Annotated in this window: 11 protein-coding genes, 1 tRNA gene and 1 pseudogene; 12 read left to right on the plus strand and 1 reads right to left on the minus strand. The window is 49.0% G+C overall.

Annotated features, from left to right (window positions below):
* Positions 1-51: 51 nt before the first annotated feature.
* The 10 genes and pseudogenes from ACQ9LF_RS05635 to ACQ9LF_RS05680 form a co-directional block, all read left to right on the plus strand.
* Positions 52-2,994, plus strand: a complete 2,943-nt coding sequence (locus ACQ9LF_RS05635; RefSeq protein ID WP_462488401.1) for a right-handed parallel beta-helix repeat-containing protein — start codon at positions 52-54, stop codon at positions 2,992-2,994.
* A gap of 64 nt (positions 2,995-3,058) precedes the next feature.
* Positions 3,059-3,670, plus strand: a complete 612-nt coding sequence (locus ACQ9LF_RS05640) for a PEP-CTERM sorting domain-containing protein (protein ID WP_462488402.1) — start codon at positions 3,059-3,061, stop codon at positions 3,668-3,670.
* Between the two features lie 840 nt (positions 3,671-4,510).
* Positions 4,511-4,750, plus strand: coding sequence for a helix-turn-helix transcriptional regulator (locus ACQ9LF_RS05645; protein WP_462488403.1), 240 nt, complete (start codon positions 4,511-4,513; stop codon positions 4,748-4,750).
* Between the two features lie 144 nt (positions 4,751-4,894).
* Positions 4,895-5,113 (plus strand): helix-turn-helix transcriptional regulator, encoded by a 219-nt coding sequence (locus ACQ9LF_RS05650; protein ID WP_462488404.1) that lies wholly within the window; start codon positions 4,895-4,897, stop codon positions 5,111-5,113.
* Complete coding sequence (locus ACQ9LF_RS05655) at positions 5,113-5,388, plus strand: hypothetical protein (RefSeq protein WP_462488405.1); 276 nt, start codon at positions 5,113-5,115, stop codon at positions 5,386-5,388. The genes ACQ9LF_RS05650 and ACQ9LF_RS05655 overlap by 1 nt, the downstream gene beginning before the upstream one ends.
* 1 nt (position 5,389) lies before the next feature.
* Complete coding sequence (locus ACQ9LF_RS05660) at positions 5,390-6,235, plus strand: hypothetical protein (RefSeq protein WP_462488406.1); 846 nt, start codon at positions 5,390-5,392, stop codon at positions 6,233-6,235.
* Positions 6,232-7,830: a hypothetical protein gene (locus ACQ9LF_RS05665; RefSeq protein ID WP_462488407.1), complete on the plus strand. Its 1,599-nt coding sequence runs from the start codon at positions 6,232-6,234 to the stop codon at positions 7,828-7,830. The genes ACQ9LF_RS05660 and ACQ9LF_RS05665 overlap by 4 nt, the downstream gene beginning before the upstream one ends.
* 424 nt (positions 7,831-8,254) lie before the next feature.
* Positions 8,255-8,470, plus strand: coding sequence for a hypothetical protein (locus ACQ9LF_RS05670; RefSeq protein ID WP_462488408.1), 216 nt, complete (start codon positions 8,255-8,257; stop codon positions 8,468-8,470).
* 5 nt (positions 8,471-8,475) lie between these two features.
* On the plus strand, positions 8,476-8,643 hold the full coding sequence (locus ACQ9LF_RS05675; RefSeq protein ID WP_462488409.1) for a hypothetical protein: 168 nt from the start codon (positions 8,476-8,478) through the stop codon (positions 8,641-8,643).
* A gap of 59 nt (positions 8,644-8,702) precedes the next feature.
* Positions 8,703-9,845, plus strand: a pseudogene (locus tag ACQ9LF_RS05680) (tyrosine-type recombinase/integrase); the annotation flags it as partial.
* A 282-nt stretch (positions 9,846-10,127) separates the two neighbouring features.
* Here the strand turns inward: ACQ9LF_RS05680 and ACQ9LF_RS05685 are convergent.
* Positions 10,128-10,212: transfer RNA gene (locus ACQ9LF_RS05685), tRNA-Ser, on the minus strand.
* 582 nt (positions 10,213-10,794) lie between these two features.
* On the opposite strand from ACQ9LF_RS05685, the gene ACQ9LF_RS05690 reads away from it, so the two are divergent.
* Positions 10,795-13,752 carry a glycoside hydrolase family 31 protein gene (locus tag ACQ9LF_RS05690; protein WP_462488410.1) on the plus strand — a complete coding sequence of 986 codons (2,958 nt, stop codon included), beginning with the start codon at positions 10,795-10,797 and terminating at the stop codon, positions 13,750-13,752.
* Between the two features lie 443 nt (positions 13,753-14,195).
* Complete coding sequence (locus tag ACQ9LF_RS05695; protein ID WP_462488411.1) at positions 14,196-16,019, plus strand: NPCBM/NEW2 domain-containing protein; 1,824 nt, start codon at positions 14,196-14,198, stop codon at positions 16,017-16,019.
* Positions 16,020-16,024: the final 5 nt, after the last annotated feature.

Here is a 16,024-nt window from a genome sequence, read left to right on the forward strand (position 1 = left end):
GTAAAGGGCATCAAGTAAATTATCGGGGTATTTATTTGAAAGGATGGTTGAATGAGAAGTTATAGGAAGTATTGTTTTCAGATTCTTTTGAGCTTGTTGCCCGTTATATGTTTCTCCTCGAATGTGCAGGGAGAAGTCAATGTTGTACCGCCGGGGCTGGATGTCTCTGCTGCTTCAGCTTCTTCTGGTACTGGAATTCAGTCCTATAGTTTTGACCCAAACCAATATAGCTTTCTGGTTTATGATCCCACTGGAGGCAGTATCAATTCGGATATTCGTCGTGCCATGAATGAATTGCGGATTTATAGTTATGACTTGCGAACAGGTATTGCAGGCAATCATGTGACGCTATCCGACTTGAATACCCATGATATTTTAATTATCGGATGGAATAAAGGCAGTAATATGAGTGGCCTTGATCCTTCGGTCATTGATTCTGCAACTTTAGGACGAATTATTCTCACTGGACAGGATGTGGACTATCACACGGCTAATACCCTGAGCAGGACGCCAAAAGCCAAAGTATTTTTATCACAATCCATTGGTTATGTATTAAATGGCAGCGGAACGGGGATTGTTGCTTTAGGTGATTATGGCGATGGTTTTGAATGGCTACCTGAAAGCTGGGGGATTACAACCAATCATGGATTGAAAAAAGAATTGATCCAATCTTTTACTACAGAGGGGCTTACGAGCGGTGTATTTGATGGAATTATACCGAGTGAATTGAGCAATTGGTATGAATCATATCATAATACATTTAAAACTTGGGGGTTTACCTTTGTGCCGTTTGTATGGGGTGGGACAGACAGCGATCCAAACTCTGAAGTAGTTACTCTCGCAGCACGGTTCAGTCCGGAAAGTGTACACTTGACTAAGACGGATGATGTCGCTGATGGCGATTGCCGAGAGATCGGAGACTCAATTACCTATACCATAAGCTGGAATAACCCGTCATCGCTAACTTATTCTGATGTACGGCTACTTGATTATCTGCCTGTTGGGGTGAGCTGTTCAGTTTCCTATCTATTCGACCCGAACACGATGACATTTTATTCCTCTGATCCCAATTATAGAGAGCAGGATCATGCTTATGTCTGGGCGATTGGTACTATCCCTGCCTATGGGTCTGGAAGCCGAAGTCTTACCGTGGAAGTCAACAATATGGCAGAGCCGGGACTTCCTCTGCATAATGTGGCAGAACTCTTTACTGGTGAAATCCTGATTACACGGGCATCGGAAAATACCCAGGTTTGCTGTGGCAATACAGAGCCGATTATATATGTCGATAAAACTGCAACTGGCACGAACACCGGGACAAGCTGGGCAAATGCCTATCCCGATTTACAGCAGGCCTTAACACGAGCGACAGAATCCATCTGCACCGATGTTAATTCGATTTATGTTGCACAGGGAATCTATAGTCCAGGAACACGGGAGTTCGATAGTTTTGTTTTACCTGAAAGTGTCACTGTATATGGTGGTTTCAAGGCGGGCGGGTCTGACTTTTCATTACGTAATCCAAAGCAGTATCCAACGATTTTGTCCGGCAGGATTACCGCGACAGAGCGTAATTCGACAATAGTGACAATGGGAGACAATACCCTATTGGATGGATTCACAGTCACGGATGCGGCGGAGTATGGCGTATATGGAAATGGGGCAGATTTTACGATTGAAAACTGTGTTGTTGAAAATGGATGGCAATGGGGCATTTATGCTAAAAGTGGAAACGTATTAATCAAGCGGTTAACAATCACTGGAAATTCTCTTTATGGCATACGTCACGAAGGTGTGGGTTCTACTTTAACTGTAGAAAATTCCTGGATTTTGAGGAATGGAGAATATGGCATATATACTCTGTTGTCAACGCCATATATCCGCAATAGCATTATCTCAGAAAGCGATTTAGCTGAAAAAGGACTTCAGGGTATTCGTATCATCAATCCAACCTATTCTCCCGTTTTGCACAATGACACAATTTCAAACAACAAGGGGGCTGGAATATCGTTTACAGATAATGCCGATGTAAATAATAATCCAAACATCAAGGATTATCCGGATATACAGAATTGTATCGTCTATTACAACAATAACGGCGGGCCGCAGTTTGCAGGGGTCAATCCGGATTTGGTGGCCAATTTTTGCTGTATTCAAGATTGTAATACCGTTAATACCAATAACTTCAACAATGAGCCTGGCTTTGCTTACACCGTTGATCCCAATGGAATTCCCGACCCCAATAACTATCATCTGTCGGCAGGTTCTGACTGTATTGATCAGGGCAACCCAGACCCGGCAATGGGATATGCCTCACAGGTTGATTATGACAATGAAGCACGACTGTATGGGAATAGGGTCGATGTTGGGGCCGATGAGGTCTATAACTGTGAAGATGAGTACCAGTCGCAAGCGGATGTGCACAATGACCTTGATTGGAATGCCGATGGAATCGTGAATTTGACAGAATTTACGAAGTTTTCGGCAGTATGGTTAACGTATGATCCGAGTCATCCGCTTTGTGATCCGAATACACCGGGTTATGTTGCTGATCCGAACGCACCTGGACACATTGATGACGACGATAAGTTGCGGTATGACCCGCAATGCGATCTGGATAATGACTTACATGTCGGCTTGTCGGATTTCATGCTTTTCTGTGAAGACTGGCTGTGGGTAGCCTGCTGGAAGCTGGAAGAAATCAATGCCGCTGCTGCTCAGACGGAGAGCTTATCGGCACAATCACTCTCCAGTGCCCAAAGCCTTTCGGCCTATTCTCTTGATGCGTCTGTCGAATCTGCTACGGTTCAGTCGGAAATGGCGGTGGATGTAACAGATGTTGAGCCGGACGTCTCCGCAGAAACCCTGATTCAAATCATCGAATTTCTGAACAGTGCAGCCGCAGAAGAGTCCGATAATGCGACTGGAATTGAGGATATCAAAGCTATATTGCTTGCCGAACTCCAGAGTCTCCAGAGTACGGAAACCCGGTAAATCCTTGACAAAAGAGGATGAATTTGGTAGAATAACTTCAAATTGGATTGGAGGTTTCCTTACGATGAAAAGACTGCTTTTGCTGCTGGGGATCGTTTCCTGCATGTCTATTTCCTGGGCCGGATATAGCGATGGCTATATTACTGCTGGTGAATATGAATATGGTGTTTGGTTGGAAAATTATGACAAACTTGTCGTTGCGGGAGGCGGTGCTGATAATATTGTTGCAAAAGACAATAGTTGCCTCGAAGTGTTGTCAACCTCGCTACCCCTGGGATTAGATGTTGGGGGTGTCTATGACATTTTAATAGATGATTATAGTTCATTGTTGTTTACCAATGGCGCCACTGATTTAATTAATGTTTATGACTATGCGACTGCCGTTCTAAAAGGTGGTCAAATCAACGACCTTCGTACTTTTCAGAAGGTTGTTAATAACGATCCCTATGTTACCCTTTACTGCCAGACCGGATGGTCCTGGATTTACAATACCTCCGGTGAGATTAAAGGCATTACCGGCCTTTGGAAAAATGGCGATGATTTTTCCATCCAGTTTTTGGATCAAACCAGCAAAGGTTTTGATCCGGTCTGGAAAAATGTCAGAGTCATTCCCGAACCGGCAACCATGCTGTTACTGGGTATGGGCGGACTGTGGCTAAGAACACGTAAGCAATAAAAACAGTTCCTTCTACCGCCTGTGGGATGCCCTGGGAAGTACACCGACTTCCTCCTCCTTCAACCCGCAGGCGGTTTTTTTATGCGCATTTAACCCGCAAATCCACCCCTTAAACCCCTTAAAGTCCCCCCAAAACCACAGTTTAAGGGGTTTAAGGGGTTGTGTTTTGGGTAGATATGACTTTTTCACACTTTGTGACAGGTGATGAATCCAGCATCTCATTCAAGGCGTATCGGGTGAACCCCCTGAAATGTGGATGATATTGAGGTAAGTTATGGCCTGCCATGAGAGCTATACGATCTGCTGGAAAGCGGGTGGGGTAAGTCAAACAGATGGGATGAGGGGGTATCCTGATCGCCATTGTCCGCTGGTGGGGGTACTTTAAAAAAGGGGGGTGACTTAACTCAGCCAAGCCGCCCTCACGCGCGCGCACGCGCGAGGGATTGAGCCATCGTTTCGGAGCCAAGTGTGCCAATTTGTCATTTGCGTCAAATTTAAACTGACGCAAATAAAGGACTTATGTTTCTGTAGGTTGGTGAGCTTCAGCAGAGAATAACCTTTTTTCAACAACAATTCTTGCGATTTTTAAAATTATTTTTCATGTGTAAACTGTAGCGAATGTAGCGATTGTAACGATTGTATCGTGGCAAATTTGTACACAGGTAGTGCCAATTTAGCAGGAGTAACAAGATACATAATATCCTGTCTAATATCCTACTAAAAAAAAGGACTTTGCATTTGTTGTGATTTGTGTATGTTACTGCCGAGTGATGCACGAGAGTGGTACTCACGAAGACAGGAACAGAAAAAAGAAGTATTAACTTTTTAGGAGAGTCAACAGTGAATGAAGCAAACACAGTGATGATGGATGAGAAGCTCTGGACGGTCAAACAGGTGGCTGAGTTTTTGAGAGTCAGTGTCTGGCAGGTTCACCGCCTCAGTGCACGAGGTCTGATGCCCGGCCCCCTGCGTCTGGGGAGATGTTTCCGCTGGCTCAAAGAAGATGTTCTCGGCTGGATAGATGCCGGAGCGCCGGACAGGAAAACGTGGAAACAGATGAAGGCCGAACGGAAGGGATAAAAAAAGGCCGCCTCGGCAAAGGCGACCCAAAATCAAAAAACACAAACAACCCAAGGATACCCGCAATCGGAGAATAAGTCAACCTGCAACCCAGCGGTATGGCTATAACGACGATTTTGGGATGGGAGTCAAGGACACGACAACATGGAACAATCACAAATTGATCTCATCGATGTTACCGAATTAGCACAGAAACTTCGCATCAGTAAACGACAGGTATTCAGGCTCAACAGTCAGGGCAGGCTTCCCCGCCCGATTCATCTGGGCGGCTCTGTCCGGTGGTATTGGCCGGAGTGCCATGCGTGGATTAAGGCTGGAGCACCCAATCGCAAGGCGTGGGAAGTAATGAAGGGAGGCCGCTGATGAACCAGACTGATAACGCTATTGTCTCCCGCCGCAACCAGATACCGCCTGCGTATCGCGGCATTTATGACCGGGCTACCAGCGGTCAGAGTCTTCGGGCCTCTGTCAATGCCCACTGCCTGGAATGTGTGGGCTGGAAAAAGCAGGAAATCCGTCATTGTACAGCGGTTGCGTGTCCGCTGTATGCCGTAAGGCCGTATCGTATCCTGCAAACTGCCCATAAAGGGCAGGATTTAGCCGCAGGAACGCGAAAATCGGGAAAGGGGGTACTCTGATATGGTATCGACGGAGAAAATGCTTAGAGTCAGCAAATCTCGGCCTTGCCCGATATGCGGTAAACCGGACTGGTGTCTGCGGGCAGACGATGGTTTAGCGGCCATCTGTGCCCGTATCGCCGACGGCAGTATTAAACAGTGTGGACAAGCCGGATGGCTGCATGTTCTCAAGACATCCTTTCGTCAAAAGCGACGGGTCTTTTCCCGACAGATTCCCATTGCAACAAACAGTGACCATTTTTCGGAACTGGCCACCCAATGCCAGTATGGTCTTGATCCTACACGGCTGGAGTCTGTCGCCAGAGAACTTAAGGTATCTCAGCAGAGCCTTGAACGTCTGGGTATCGGGTGGGATGGGATTGCTTATACCTTCCCAATGTCAGGTAGCAATGGGCATGTGGTGGGTATTCGTCGTCGGTTTCCCGATGGGAGCAAGGGGTCGGTAGAAGACAGTCAAAATGGTCTTTTTATCCCTGCCGGATTGAAACCGGAGGGTGTCTTGCTGGTCTGTGAAGGGCCGACTGACACGGCGGCGGCGCTGGATTTAGGATATGAAGCCGTCGGCAGGGCCAATTGCAGCAGCAGTCCTCAGACGTTGGCTGGAATTGTTCGGCACAGGGAGGTCATTATCATTGCGGATAACGATCTTGCCGGTCAGCATGGGGCGAAAAAGCTGGCCGTGTATTTGCTTCTCTTTTGTCGTTGCCTGCGGATATTCACCCCGCCGGTCAAAGATATCCGCCAGTGGGTAATACAGGAAAGCAATACCGGGCTTATCCGTCAATCCATTGAACATGCGGCTGAAATCAAAGTGAACTACCATGTTAAGACGGGGGCTAAGGTATGACCAGTACGGATATTTACGTTGATTTTAAGGTCGAGAAGGCTGGGGCCAGCAAAGGTCAGCTTATCGTCAGGAATAGTCAGGCCCCGCTGCATAGCGACATCTTGAATATTGTTAAGAACAAGGAGCGGGAAAGCTTTATTGACCAGACCTGCCAGCTTTATCCGGCAATAGATCGTGACCTGCTGCGTCAGAAAATCCTTGAGCTGATTCCAACGGATTGCCCTGCGGAGTCATCCAAAGATGAACTGGACATCGAAAACATTGTCAGGCCGCACCTGTTTCATACTCCCGTGGTCTCCGGCATATCGGTTCCGGTAACCAGTATCAGCCATCATGGTCAACTGACGGGGGAATGGATGCTGCATTTACAATGGCAGGATGGCAGGCGGGAAATCGTGCCGCTGACTACTTCTGTGGGTGTCCTGGAGAACAGGCTGTGGTTTGAGCAGGGGTTAAAACCCCCGAAGGCCAATACGATTTCCATGTGGTCCAAGCAGGGCCGTCAGCAATGGTTGAATGGGCATAATCCGGATTTAAATACACTCTTTATGGATTTAAGCGAACTCTTCGGCTGGTTCCTGAAGTTCAATGATGAGGATGCCGCAGGGGTGATAGCGACCCTGTCTCTCTGGACGATGCTGACGTATGTTTATACGGCGTGGGATGCTGTCCCTTACTTATCCATTGGCGGGCCGCTGGGAAGCGGCAAAAGCAGGGTTTTTGATGTGTTATCGCAGTTGGTATTTCATCCATTGCCCTCGGCAAATATGACGGCCCCCTGTCTTTTCCGAACACTGCATGAGGAAGGGGGCACACTTCTTTTGGATGAAGCTGAACGGTTGCGGGAACGGACGCCGGAGGCCAATGAGATACGCAGTATCCTGCTGAGCGGCTATAAGAAGAATTCCCGTGCTCACCGGCTGGAAAAGACCAGAGATAGCTTTCAGGCCAATTCCTATGATGTCTTTTCGCCCAAGTCCATTGCCGGAATTGCAGGCCTTCCGCCTGCGTTATCCTCCCGCTGTATCCGGATTATGATGTTCCGCAGTCCGAAGGATTCTCCGATTAACCGGCGGCGAATCCATGAGAAGGCGGAAGTCTTTGCCCGATTACGGGATGATCTTCATGCCATGAGCCTTTGCTATGCCCAGCGGATTATCAAGCAATCCCAATACAGGCCGGAATGTCAGAACTTCAATGGCCGGGATTATGAGATATGGCAGCCTATTTTAGCCCTGGCGGATATGCTGGAGCAGGATGGGGCCAGCGGGCTGGTACAGATTGTGGAAGAGTTTGCCGTCAAAACGATGGAAAGCAATGAGGAAATCATTCCCGAAACCGATGAAATCCTGCTACGGCTTCTTCAAGAGGAGATGGATAGTGGTAGTTTTGGGATTGCCCCCAATCAACTACTGGAAAAAGCCAGAGAAAAAGAGCCTTCTCTCTTCAATAAATACAGCGCACGGGGGATCAGTTCCATCCTGAACCGCTACAACCTCAAGAGCCAGAAAAGCAATGGAAAACGGGTGTACCGTCCCTCCCAGCAGGAATTAGAGACGGTCTGCCAGCTCTATGGCGTGGAACTGGAATCCTGAATTTGCACGAAATAACAGCCTGTAGCATTGTTTTGCAATGCTGTCAGGACGAAAGGGACGGTAGGGACGGTATTTAGAGGTATCTACAGACATGGTGTTTGATACACGTTCATTTTTGCGGAAGGTTGCAGGGGTTGAAAGAGTGACCCCTGCAAAACCTGAACCATCCAGAATACCAGTTAAACCGACCGGTTTTGTAAAGCCTCCCATTGGAAGGAAGGTTCAGACGGTAATCCAGAGTACCTGTCCTTACTGCGGGCACGGTCAACTTCTTGTCGGAAACTTCAAAACCATGAATTATGATGCTCACTATAAGTGTTGTCAGTGCCATTTGTGCATCAGAGAGAGTGAAAAAACAGATTAATCTAAGATTTATGATAATTAACAGTTGACAGTTAATTAGGAAAGGGGTATTATTGTATATATGAAACAAGATAGAGTAAATAAGGATATTGAAGGGCAGTTGCGGCTGGCCATTCTGGAATCTCCCATGAGCCGTTACCGGATCAGTCAGCTTTCCGGGGTGGCGGATTCTGCCCTGTGTTACTTCGTCAACGGTCAACGAACGTTAAACCTCACTTCGGCGGCGCGGGTAGCCGAGGTGCTGGGGTTGGAACTCAAACCCGTCGGAAAGGAATAACAACAATGGCACGTATCTTTAAACTCAAGAACAATCAAACGGACTGCTGGTATGCTGAATATCGCACGGCGGATGGACGCCGCAAGCGGGTAAAGGGCTGTTTGGATAAAAGAGCCACTATCCATCAGGCTGAACGTTTGGAAAGAGAATCGCTATTGGTGGTCGGCAAGTAGAATCCCATGCTTTGGCGGTCGGAAATGAAGTTTAAGTCCACAGAAAAGGAATAACAACAATGGCAAGCATCTTCAGGCAGCAATACACTACACAAGACCCTAAAACAGGAAGAAGAATACGGAAAAAGTCGTCTTGCTGGTACATTGATTACCGCACGGCGGATGGAACTCGGAAGCGGGTGAAAGGTTTTAAGGATAGAACAGCAACCACTCAGTATGCAGCAAAGCTGGAAAGGGAAGCGGAACTGGCTGAATGTGGGATTGTAGATAAATACAAGGAACATCGGGCAACCGCCGTATTGGAACACTTACAGACCTTCAAACAGTCGCTTATTAACAGTGGAAGAACAATCAAAAATGCGGAATTAAAGGCTTCACGTGTTCAGCGAATTATTGATACCTGCGGATTCTCATTCTTGCAGGATATATCGGCAAGCAGGGTTCAGGAAGCGATTGCCGGGTTCCACAAGACAGTGGAAATAGTTCTAAAAGATGAAAAAGGAAAGTTGGTACTTGATGAATTTGGCCAGAAGATTACTAAAATTAAAGATTTAGGAGAGATTTCATCACAGAGTAGGAATCACTATTTGCAGGCAATCAAACAATTTTGCCGATGGCTGGTCAAAGATAAGCGTGCAGTCGATAATCCGTTGGCATACTTGGAAGCTGGTCGAGTTACAAAAACACAACCTCGGCGGCCATTGACATTGGAACAGGTCGTATTATTACTGGAAACCACCCATAATAGCCGAATACTGCGGGGTATGACAGGACCGGAGCGAAGTATGCTTTACCGAATGGCCATTGAAACCGGACTTCGTTCAAGCGAATTAGCGGCTTTGATAGTCGGCTATCTCGATCTCGAAAACTGTATTATTACTATACCTTCTGAAATCACAAAGAACAGAAAAAAAGCCATTTTGCCTTTGCGGAAAGACTTGGTAGAACGGCTCAGAGAGTTCGTTGCAGGCAAATCCTCTCAGTCACCAATCTTTAATATGCCACGAGTGGAGGCTATTGCTGCTATGATAAAAGCCGATTTCAAGGCTGCTGGAATCAATCCAAATGATGATGGAACTGGCAAGCTGGACTTTCATAGCCTGAGGCATTCGTTTGCCACTCTTCTGGCACAATCAGGAGTAGATGTAAAGACTGCACAAAGCCTGATGCGGCATTCAACCCCTAATCTGACGCTGGGGATTTATACTCACATGATGAAGGGGGCAGATAGATTAGCAATCGACCGTCTGCCTGCATTCGCCAGCAAACCCAAAACAGAAGAATTGGAGGCAACCGGAACGGATGGAAGAACAGTTGAAACAGATGCTGTTACGCTTACAAGCCAGCTTACAAAGACCTCAGACTTTTCTGGGCAGTTAGTGGCATCTACTGGCAGGGATGATAGAGTTGGCGTACATACTGAAGATAAAGAAAAAACCCCGTCTATGGGTTCTAAAACGGGGTTTTTAGCTAAAAATCAACATCGGAGGAGGAGGGATTCGAACCCCCGGTACCTTTCGGTACAACGGTTTTCAAGACCGTCACCTTCAGCCGCTCGGTCACTCCTCCAAAGGCTTTATTTTGTACCAGTTTTGTGCAAAAAACCGGCAAAATGGAAGCTGCAAACCAAAATCAGTTCTACAAAGAGCAAAACAAACCTGGCCGGAAACGATGTCCCGACAAATTTAGGCTAACTTTACACTTGATAGGCCGATTTTGCAAGAAAATTACAAGCAGGCTATACCCCTTCCCGGCTGGTTTCTCCGCAAGCCATCCTAGCTTTGCAAGACAGGGGGGGGACGTAATAGACAGGTTTCGTGTGTTCAAGGGGCCATGACTTTCCGGGGGAATGATTTGTATTAGATATAATCGATACAAAAGACCCGTATATTCTTGAAATGCCGCCCTAAGGGGAGCATGGATTAGTGACTTGCAATTGGAGGAGTACTCCTGGCGATATCATGGGGTATGGTGGTTCAGAACAGGACAGGGCGGGCTGTTCAAAAAGAGTTAGTGGCGGAAAACAAACTTGTTCTTCTTCCATTTCCGGTTACGCTTTATGCTTTGCTCTTTTGCAATAATCAGCCAATGAATATTGGCCAACGTTAACGACGCAACAATCCGTACGAATGGTATTTATGGAGACTATGAATGAAAATCCAAAGTTCATCATTGGGGCAGCAAAAACGGTCACGGATGACAATTCATTTTCTTGCTGGGTTGCTGATTTTTTTCACCAGTGTGATATTGCAGGCGGGGGTTTCCGGTCTGGATCAATCCGGACATTTACAGGCGATAGAACCTTCGAAAGAAAATGGTTTTTTCTGTGCGGCGCTGGAAAACGGCGTTCAACTGCATGTCAACGGGATTGTCAAAAACGTGATTTTCTACGGGCCGACTACTGTTCGCGTCAATGAAAATCTTGGCCGACATTACTGGGCGCATCCCAGTATCGTTGTGGTGAGCAAGCCGGCAGCGGTTCCGTTTAAGGTGCAGGAGACGGCAGAGTATGTTGCAATCCTCTCCGAGAAGCTTCAGATTCGGGCGGACAAAAAGACCGGAGCACTGGTATTTATGGATGCCGGCGGCAGGCTGCTGACCCGAGAGCGTGCTGAAAACCATGCCACGATTAAACAAGTGGACATTTCCGGCGCTCCGACCTATGAGGTGTCACATACATTTACCCTCAAACCCGATGAGGGCTGGTATGGGTTTGGTTATATTGATTCCGCCCCGACTCAAATTAACCGCCGCGGGCAGGAATTGCTGCTGATCCAAACGAATATGGGCATTGTCATTCCCATGATTGTCTCTTCCGAACGGTACGGAATCATGTGGGATATCTATTCCATTATGCGCTTCAAGGATGATGCTGCCGGTGCTACCTTGTGGGCCGAAAGCGCCCCCGGCGGAGTGGATTACTATTTCTTTGCCGGCGACACGATGGACGATGTTATTGCCGGCTACCGCACTCTGACAGGCAGTGCGCCCATGTATCCCAAACAGGCCCTGGGACTGTTTATGAGCAAGGAACGCTATCCGACCCAGGACCGCATTGTCGAAGTCGCCAAAACTTTCCGCAAAGAACAATTCCCGCTGGACTACATCGTACAGGACTGGCAGTACTGGGGAAGCGATAAAGACGGTACCTGGAGCGGCATGATCTGGAATCCCCAGCGCTATCCCGATCCGGAGGGCATGATCAAGACCATACACGATCTGAACATGAAACTGATGATCTCAATCTGGCCATCCGTGGGCAATGATACTCCGCTGGCTCATGAACTGGACCAGTATAATCTGCGCTTTGAACCGCTGCACTGGATATCCCGAAAGGCTCGGATTTATGATGCCTTCAGCGAGAAGGGGCGGGAAATCTACTTTAAGCATATAAACGCCGGCCTCCTGAGCAAGGGGGTGGATGCACTCTGGATGGACGGTACCGAAGTCGAAGTCGGCACGGCCTGCTGGAATCCCAACGAAGTGGCTCGTGATATCAAACGGCTGGGGAACAACGCCATGGGCGATTTCTCTCGTTATCTGAATCCCTATACGCTCATGACCACCAAGGGGACCTACGAAGGTCAGCGTGCTATCAATAATCGCCGCGTCTTTACGCTGACTCGTTCTGCCTGGGCGGGGGCCCAGCGTTATGCTGCCGCGTCGTGGTCGGGGGATTCCTCGGCCAGCTGGAATACACTGAAGGCTCAGATGGTCAGCGGGCTCCATGTGACGATGGCTGGCAATCCCTGGTGGACACAGGATATTGGCGGCTTCTTTGTCAACAATTACCCCGGAGGCGAACAAAATCCGGCCTACCGTGAACTCTTTTTGCGATGGTATCAATTTGGCGCCTTCAATCCGATCTTTCGTATTCACGGCACCAACATTGAGCGGGAACCGTATATCTTCAAAGAAATGGACCCGGAGGTGTATCAGGCCCTGCTGGATATCACCCATCTGCGATACCGCCTGATGCCCTATCTTTATAGTCAAAGCTGGCGGGTTACCAGTGAAGGCTATACGCTGATGCGTGCGCTGCCGATGGATTTCCCGGAAGATGCCCAGGTCCGCAACCTCAGTGATGCCTTTATGTTTGGTCCGGCCTTCCTGGTACATCCCGTGACGCGTGCGATGTATCGCAAGGGAAATACTCCCGCCCCGACTGTGCCTGCGGAGTTCTTGCGGACCCCGGATGGTCAGGTTGGTCTGGCGGTGCAGTATTTTGCAGGGGTCAATTTCAATACCCCCATGGGAAAAGGAGTGGATAAGATTGTGGATCATGACTGGCCCGGCCCGCCGCTGGCAGATCCCCCTGGCGGTCTGGACGGTTTCAATAACTTCTCTGCGCGATGGGAAGGATTCCTGCTGGCGCCCCAGGATGGTGAATATGAAATTGGGGTCGAAGGGGATGATGGGTTCCGTCTTTATCTGGACGGCAAAAAAGTCGTCGAGGATTGGCGGGACAACGCTGCCCGTTACCGCAGTGCCAAAGTGACCTTCAGCAAGGGACAGCAGGTGCCGTTAAAACTGGAATTTTACCAGGGCGGCGGCGAGCGCGTGATTCGTCTTGGCTGGCGCACTCCCAGTGATATTCGCAATCAGAATGAGGGGGCAGCTGCCTTGGATAACATCGTGAAAACCTATCTGCCTGCCGGTTGCGATTGGTACGATTTCTGGACAAACGAGAAACACACCGGCGGAAAAACCGTCGAAAAAGCCTGTCCGCTGAATATCCTGCCGTTGTATATCCGCGCCGGGTCGATTCTGCCCATGGGACCTGTGATGCAGTATGCGACTGAGAAACCCGACGCCCCGTATGAAATTCGCATTTATCCGGGGGCCGATGCGAAATTCACGATCTACGAAGATGATAACGAGACCTACAACTACGAAAAAGGACAATATGCCGTCTATGATATCCTTTGGGATGATGCGGCCCGGACGCTGACGGTCGGTCCTCGCAAGGGGACATTCCCCGGTATGACTGTTGAACGCATCCTTCATGTTGTGATTGCCGCCCCGGGCAAGAATGCCGGAATAGCAACAGGGGCTGATGACATCAAGACGGTCAACTACGCCGGCAAATCGGTGACGGTGAAATTTTAAACAGAGTCCGGGTTGAAAAGAATCTGCCGCCCAGATACGGCGAGGGTATGTCGGGATATAGGCTGCAGACATTCTTGTGGCAACATAATGGAGTCGGTATGGTGGGTCTATAACCTATTGGACCTGTCGGTAAGATTTATAGTGGATGGAATTGAAACCGGCAACGGGAGCAGGCTTACAGTCGGTGATAACAGAGAAAATACTGGAAAACACAGCGGAACAGGACTGTTTAAAAAGAGGTATTGGCGGAAAACAAACTTGTTCTTTTTCCTTTTCCGGTTACCCTGACAGAGATGCTTTTTCGCAACATTACCATAATGTGCGGGTAAAACAGGCAATGATCCCCAACGGGTAGAGAGATTCCGCTACTAAAACATGCACGCGATTGAAGCTGCAGGTCTTCGCCGTGCTAAAACGGACAATATGAAGCAGGAACATATAGAATGAAAAAAATATATGGAATGGCTGCAATTGTAGTTCTGGCCGGATTGTGTCATGCTGCCGAGCCGGTCGTTCAAACACCGTATGCGGCGAATCCGGCCTACTGGTCCTGGGCGAAAACTCCACCGATGGGATGGAATAGCTGGGACTGTTTTGGCACGACATTGACCGAAGAACAAGCCAAAGCTCAGGCGGATGCCATGGAAAAATACCTCAAGCCCTATGGCTGGACTTATTTTACGGTGGATATCCAGTGGTATGAGCCGGATTCTCAGGGGCATAGCTATCGACGTGGTGCTCGGCTTGAGATGGATGAATACAGCCGGCTGATACCGGCTCTGAAGAAGTTTCCCTCTTCATCAAATGGCAGGGGATTCAAACCCCTGGCGGACTATGTTCACGCCAAGGGGCTTAAATTCGGCATCCACATTATGCGAGGCATTCCCAAGCAGGCGGTGCGTGACAATACGGCCATCCTTGGAACGGATGCCCGTGCGGCGGATATTGCCAATACCCGTTCGACCTGCCCGTGGAATCCGGATATGTACGGTGTGGATATGAGCAAATCCGGTGCCCAGGCCTATTATGATTCCCTGTTTGAGCTATATGCCTCCTGGGGTGTGGATTTTGTGAAAGTAGACGATATTGCCCGTCCTTATGACGAAGTACAGAAGGCTGAGATTGAGGCCATCCGAAAAGCCATCGACAAGACCGGCCGCCCGATTGTACTGAGTCTGTCGCCCGGTGATACACCCATTCAGCGGGGGCAACATGTGATGAATCATGCCAATATGTGGCGGATTTCCGATGATTTCTGGGACCGCTGGCAGCCATTATATGAGATGTTTGGACGGCTTGAGAAGTGGACGCAATACCGAGCCGAAGGGGCATGGCCCGATGCCGATATGCTTCCTTTTGGAATTGTGGAATTCAATCGTCCCACGCGGTTTACCCCGGCTGAACAAACGACCTGTATGACCCTGTGGTGTATTGCTCGTTCGCCGCTGATTCTCGGTGCCGATATGACCCGTCTGGATAATGCAACGCTTGACCTGCTGACCAATCCAGAGGTACTGGCTGTCAATCAGGCCAGCACAAACAACCGGCAGATTAAAAACGAAAATGATCTGATTGTCTGGGCGGCCGATAGCCCCGACGGCCGGGATCGTTATGTCGGACTCTTCAATGCCCAGAGCAATGATAATCCGTTTGATCTGTCCAAGCCCGATTTTACCAGTCGTCGGCTTAGTGGCCAACCCAAGGCCCAGGTTATTGAGATCAGCATCCCGACCCATAATGCTCGCCGGCTGGTGCTGGCAGTCAGGGATGGCGGCAACGGCAGTGATTATGACCATGCAGCCTGGATTGAGCCGGTACTCACCGGTCCCAAAGGAACCTTGAAACTGACCGACCTGGACTGGATCCTCGCAACAGCGGGCTGGGGCACTGTTCACAAACATCGTACTGTTGATGGCCGTCCCCTGACACTGGATGGAAAACCCGTCGAGGGCATTGGAACGCACGCGGTCTCTGTGATTGAATTCGAATTACCCGAAGGGTATGACACGTTTGCTTCCAAAGGCGTGATTACCGAAGGGAGTCAGGGGCGGGGCGCGCTGGAATTTTGCGTTCTGCTGGATCCTCAGAAACGCCTAAAGTCTGATCGCAGCACGGTATCGGTGTCTTTTGCGGATCTGGGGATTGCTGGCAAAGCCCGGGTGCGAGACCTGTGGGCCCGACGGGATTTGGGTGAATTCAGTGAGGTGTTCCAGACGGATGTACCGCTGCATGGTGCCGGATTGTTCCGCATCTCACCGATGCCGTAAACCCG

The organism is Anaeroglomus insulsum (assembly GCF_050689095.1).
GTDB lineage: Bacteria > Planctomycetota > Phycisphaerae > Sedimentisphaerales > Anaerohalosphaeraceae > Anaeroglomus > Anaeroglomus insulsum.

Excerpts from the sequence above, each read along its gene's own strand:
- ACQ9LF_RS05635 (WP_462488401.1), top strand. The coding sequence starts at position 52 with ATGAGAAGTTATAGGAAGTATTGTTTTCAGATTCTTTTGAGCTTGTTG.
- ACQ9LF_RS05640 (WP_462488402.1), top strand. The coding sequence starts at position 3,059 with ATGAAAAGACTGCTTTTGCTGCTGGGGATCGTTTCCTGCATGTCTATT.
- ACQ9LF_RS05650 (WP_462488404.1), top strand. The coding sequence starts at position 4,895 with ATGGAACAATCACAAATTGATCTCATCGATGTTACCGAATTAGCACAG.
- ACQ9LF_RS05655 (WP_462488405.1), top strand. The coding sequence starts at position 5,113 with ATGAACCAGACTGATAACGCTATTGTCTCCCGCCGCAACCAGATACCG.
- ACQ9LF_RS05660 (WP_462488406.1), top strand. The coding sequence starts at position 5,390 with ATGGTATCGACGGAGAAAATGCTTAGAGTCAGCAAATCTCGGCCTTGC.
- ACQ9LF_RS05665 (WP_462488407.1), top strand. The coding sequence starts at position 6,232 with ATGACCAGTACGGATATTTACGTTGATTTTAAGGTCGAGAAGGCTGGG.
- ACQ9LF_RS05670 (WP_462488408.1), top strand. The coding sequence starts at position 8,255 with ATGAAACAAGATAGAGTAAATAAGGATATTGAAGGGCAGTTGCGGCTG.
- ACQ9LF_RS05675 (WP_462488409.1), top strand. The coding sequence starts at position 8,476 with ATGGCACGTATCTTTAAACTCAAGAACAATCAAACGGACTGCTGGTAT.
- ACQ9LF_RS05690 (WP_462488410.1), top strand. The coding sequence starts at position 10,795 with ATGAAAATCCAAAGTTCATCATTGGGGCAGCAAAAACGGTCACGGATG.
- ACQ9LF_RS05695 (WP_462488411.1), top strand. The coding sequence starts at position 14,196 with ATGAAAAAAATATATGGAATGGCTGCAATTGTAGTTCTGGCCGGATTG.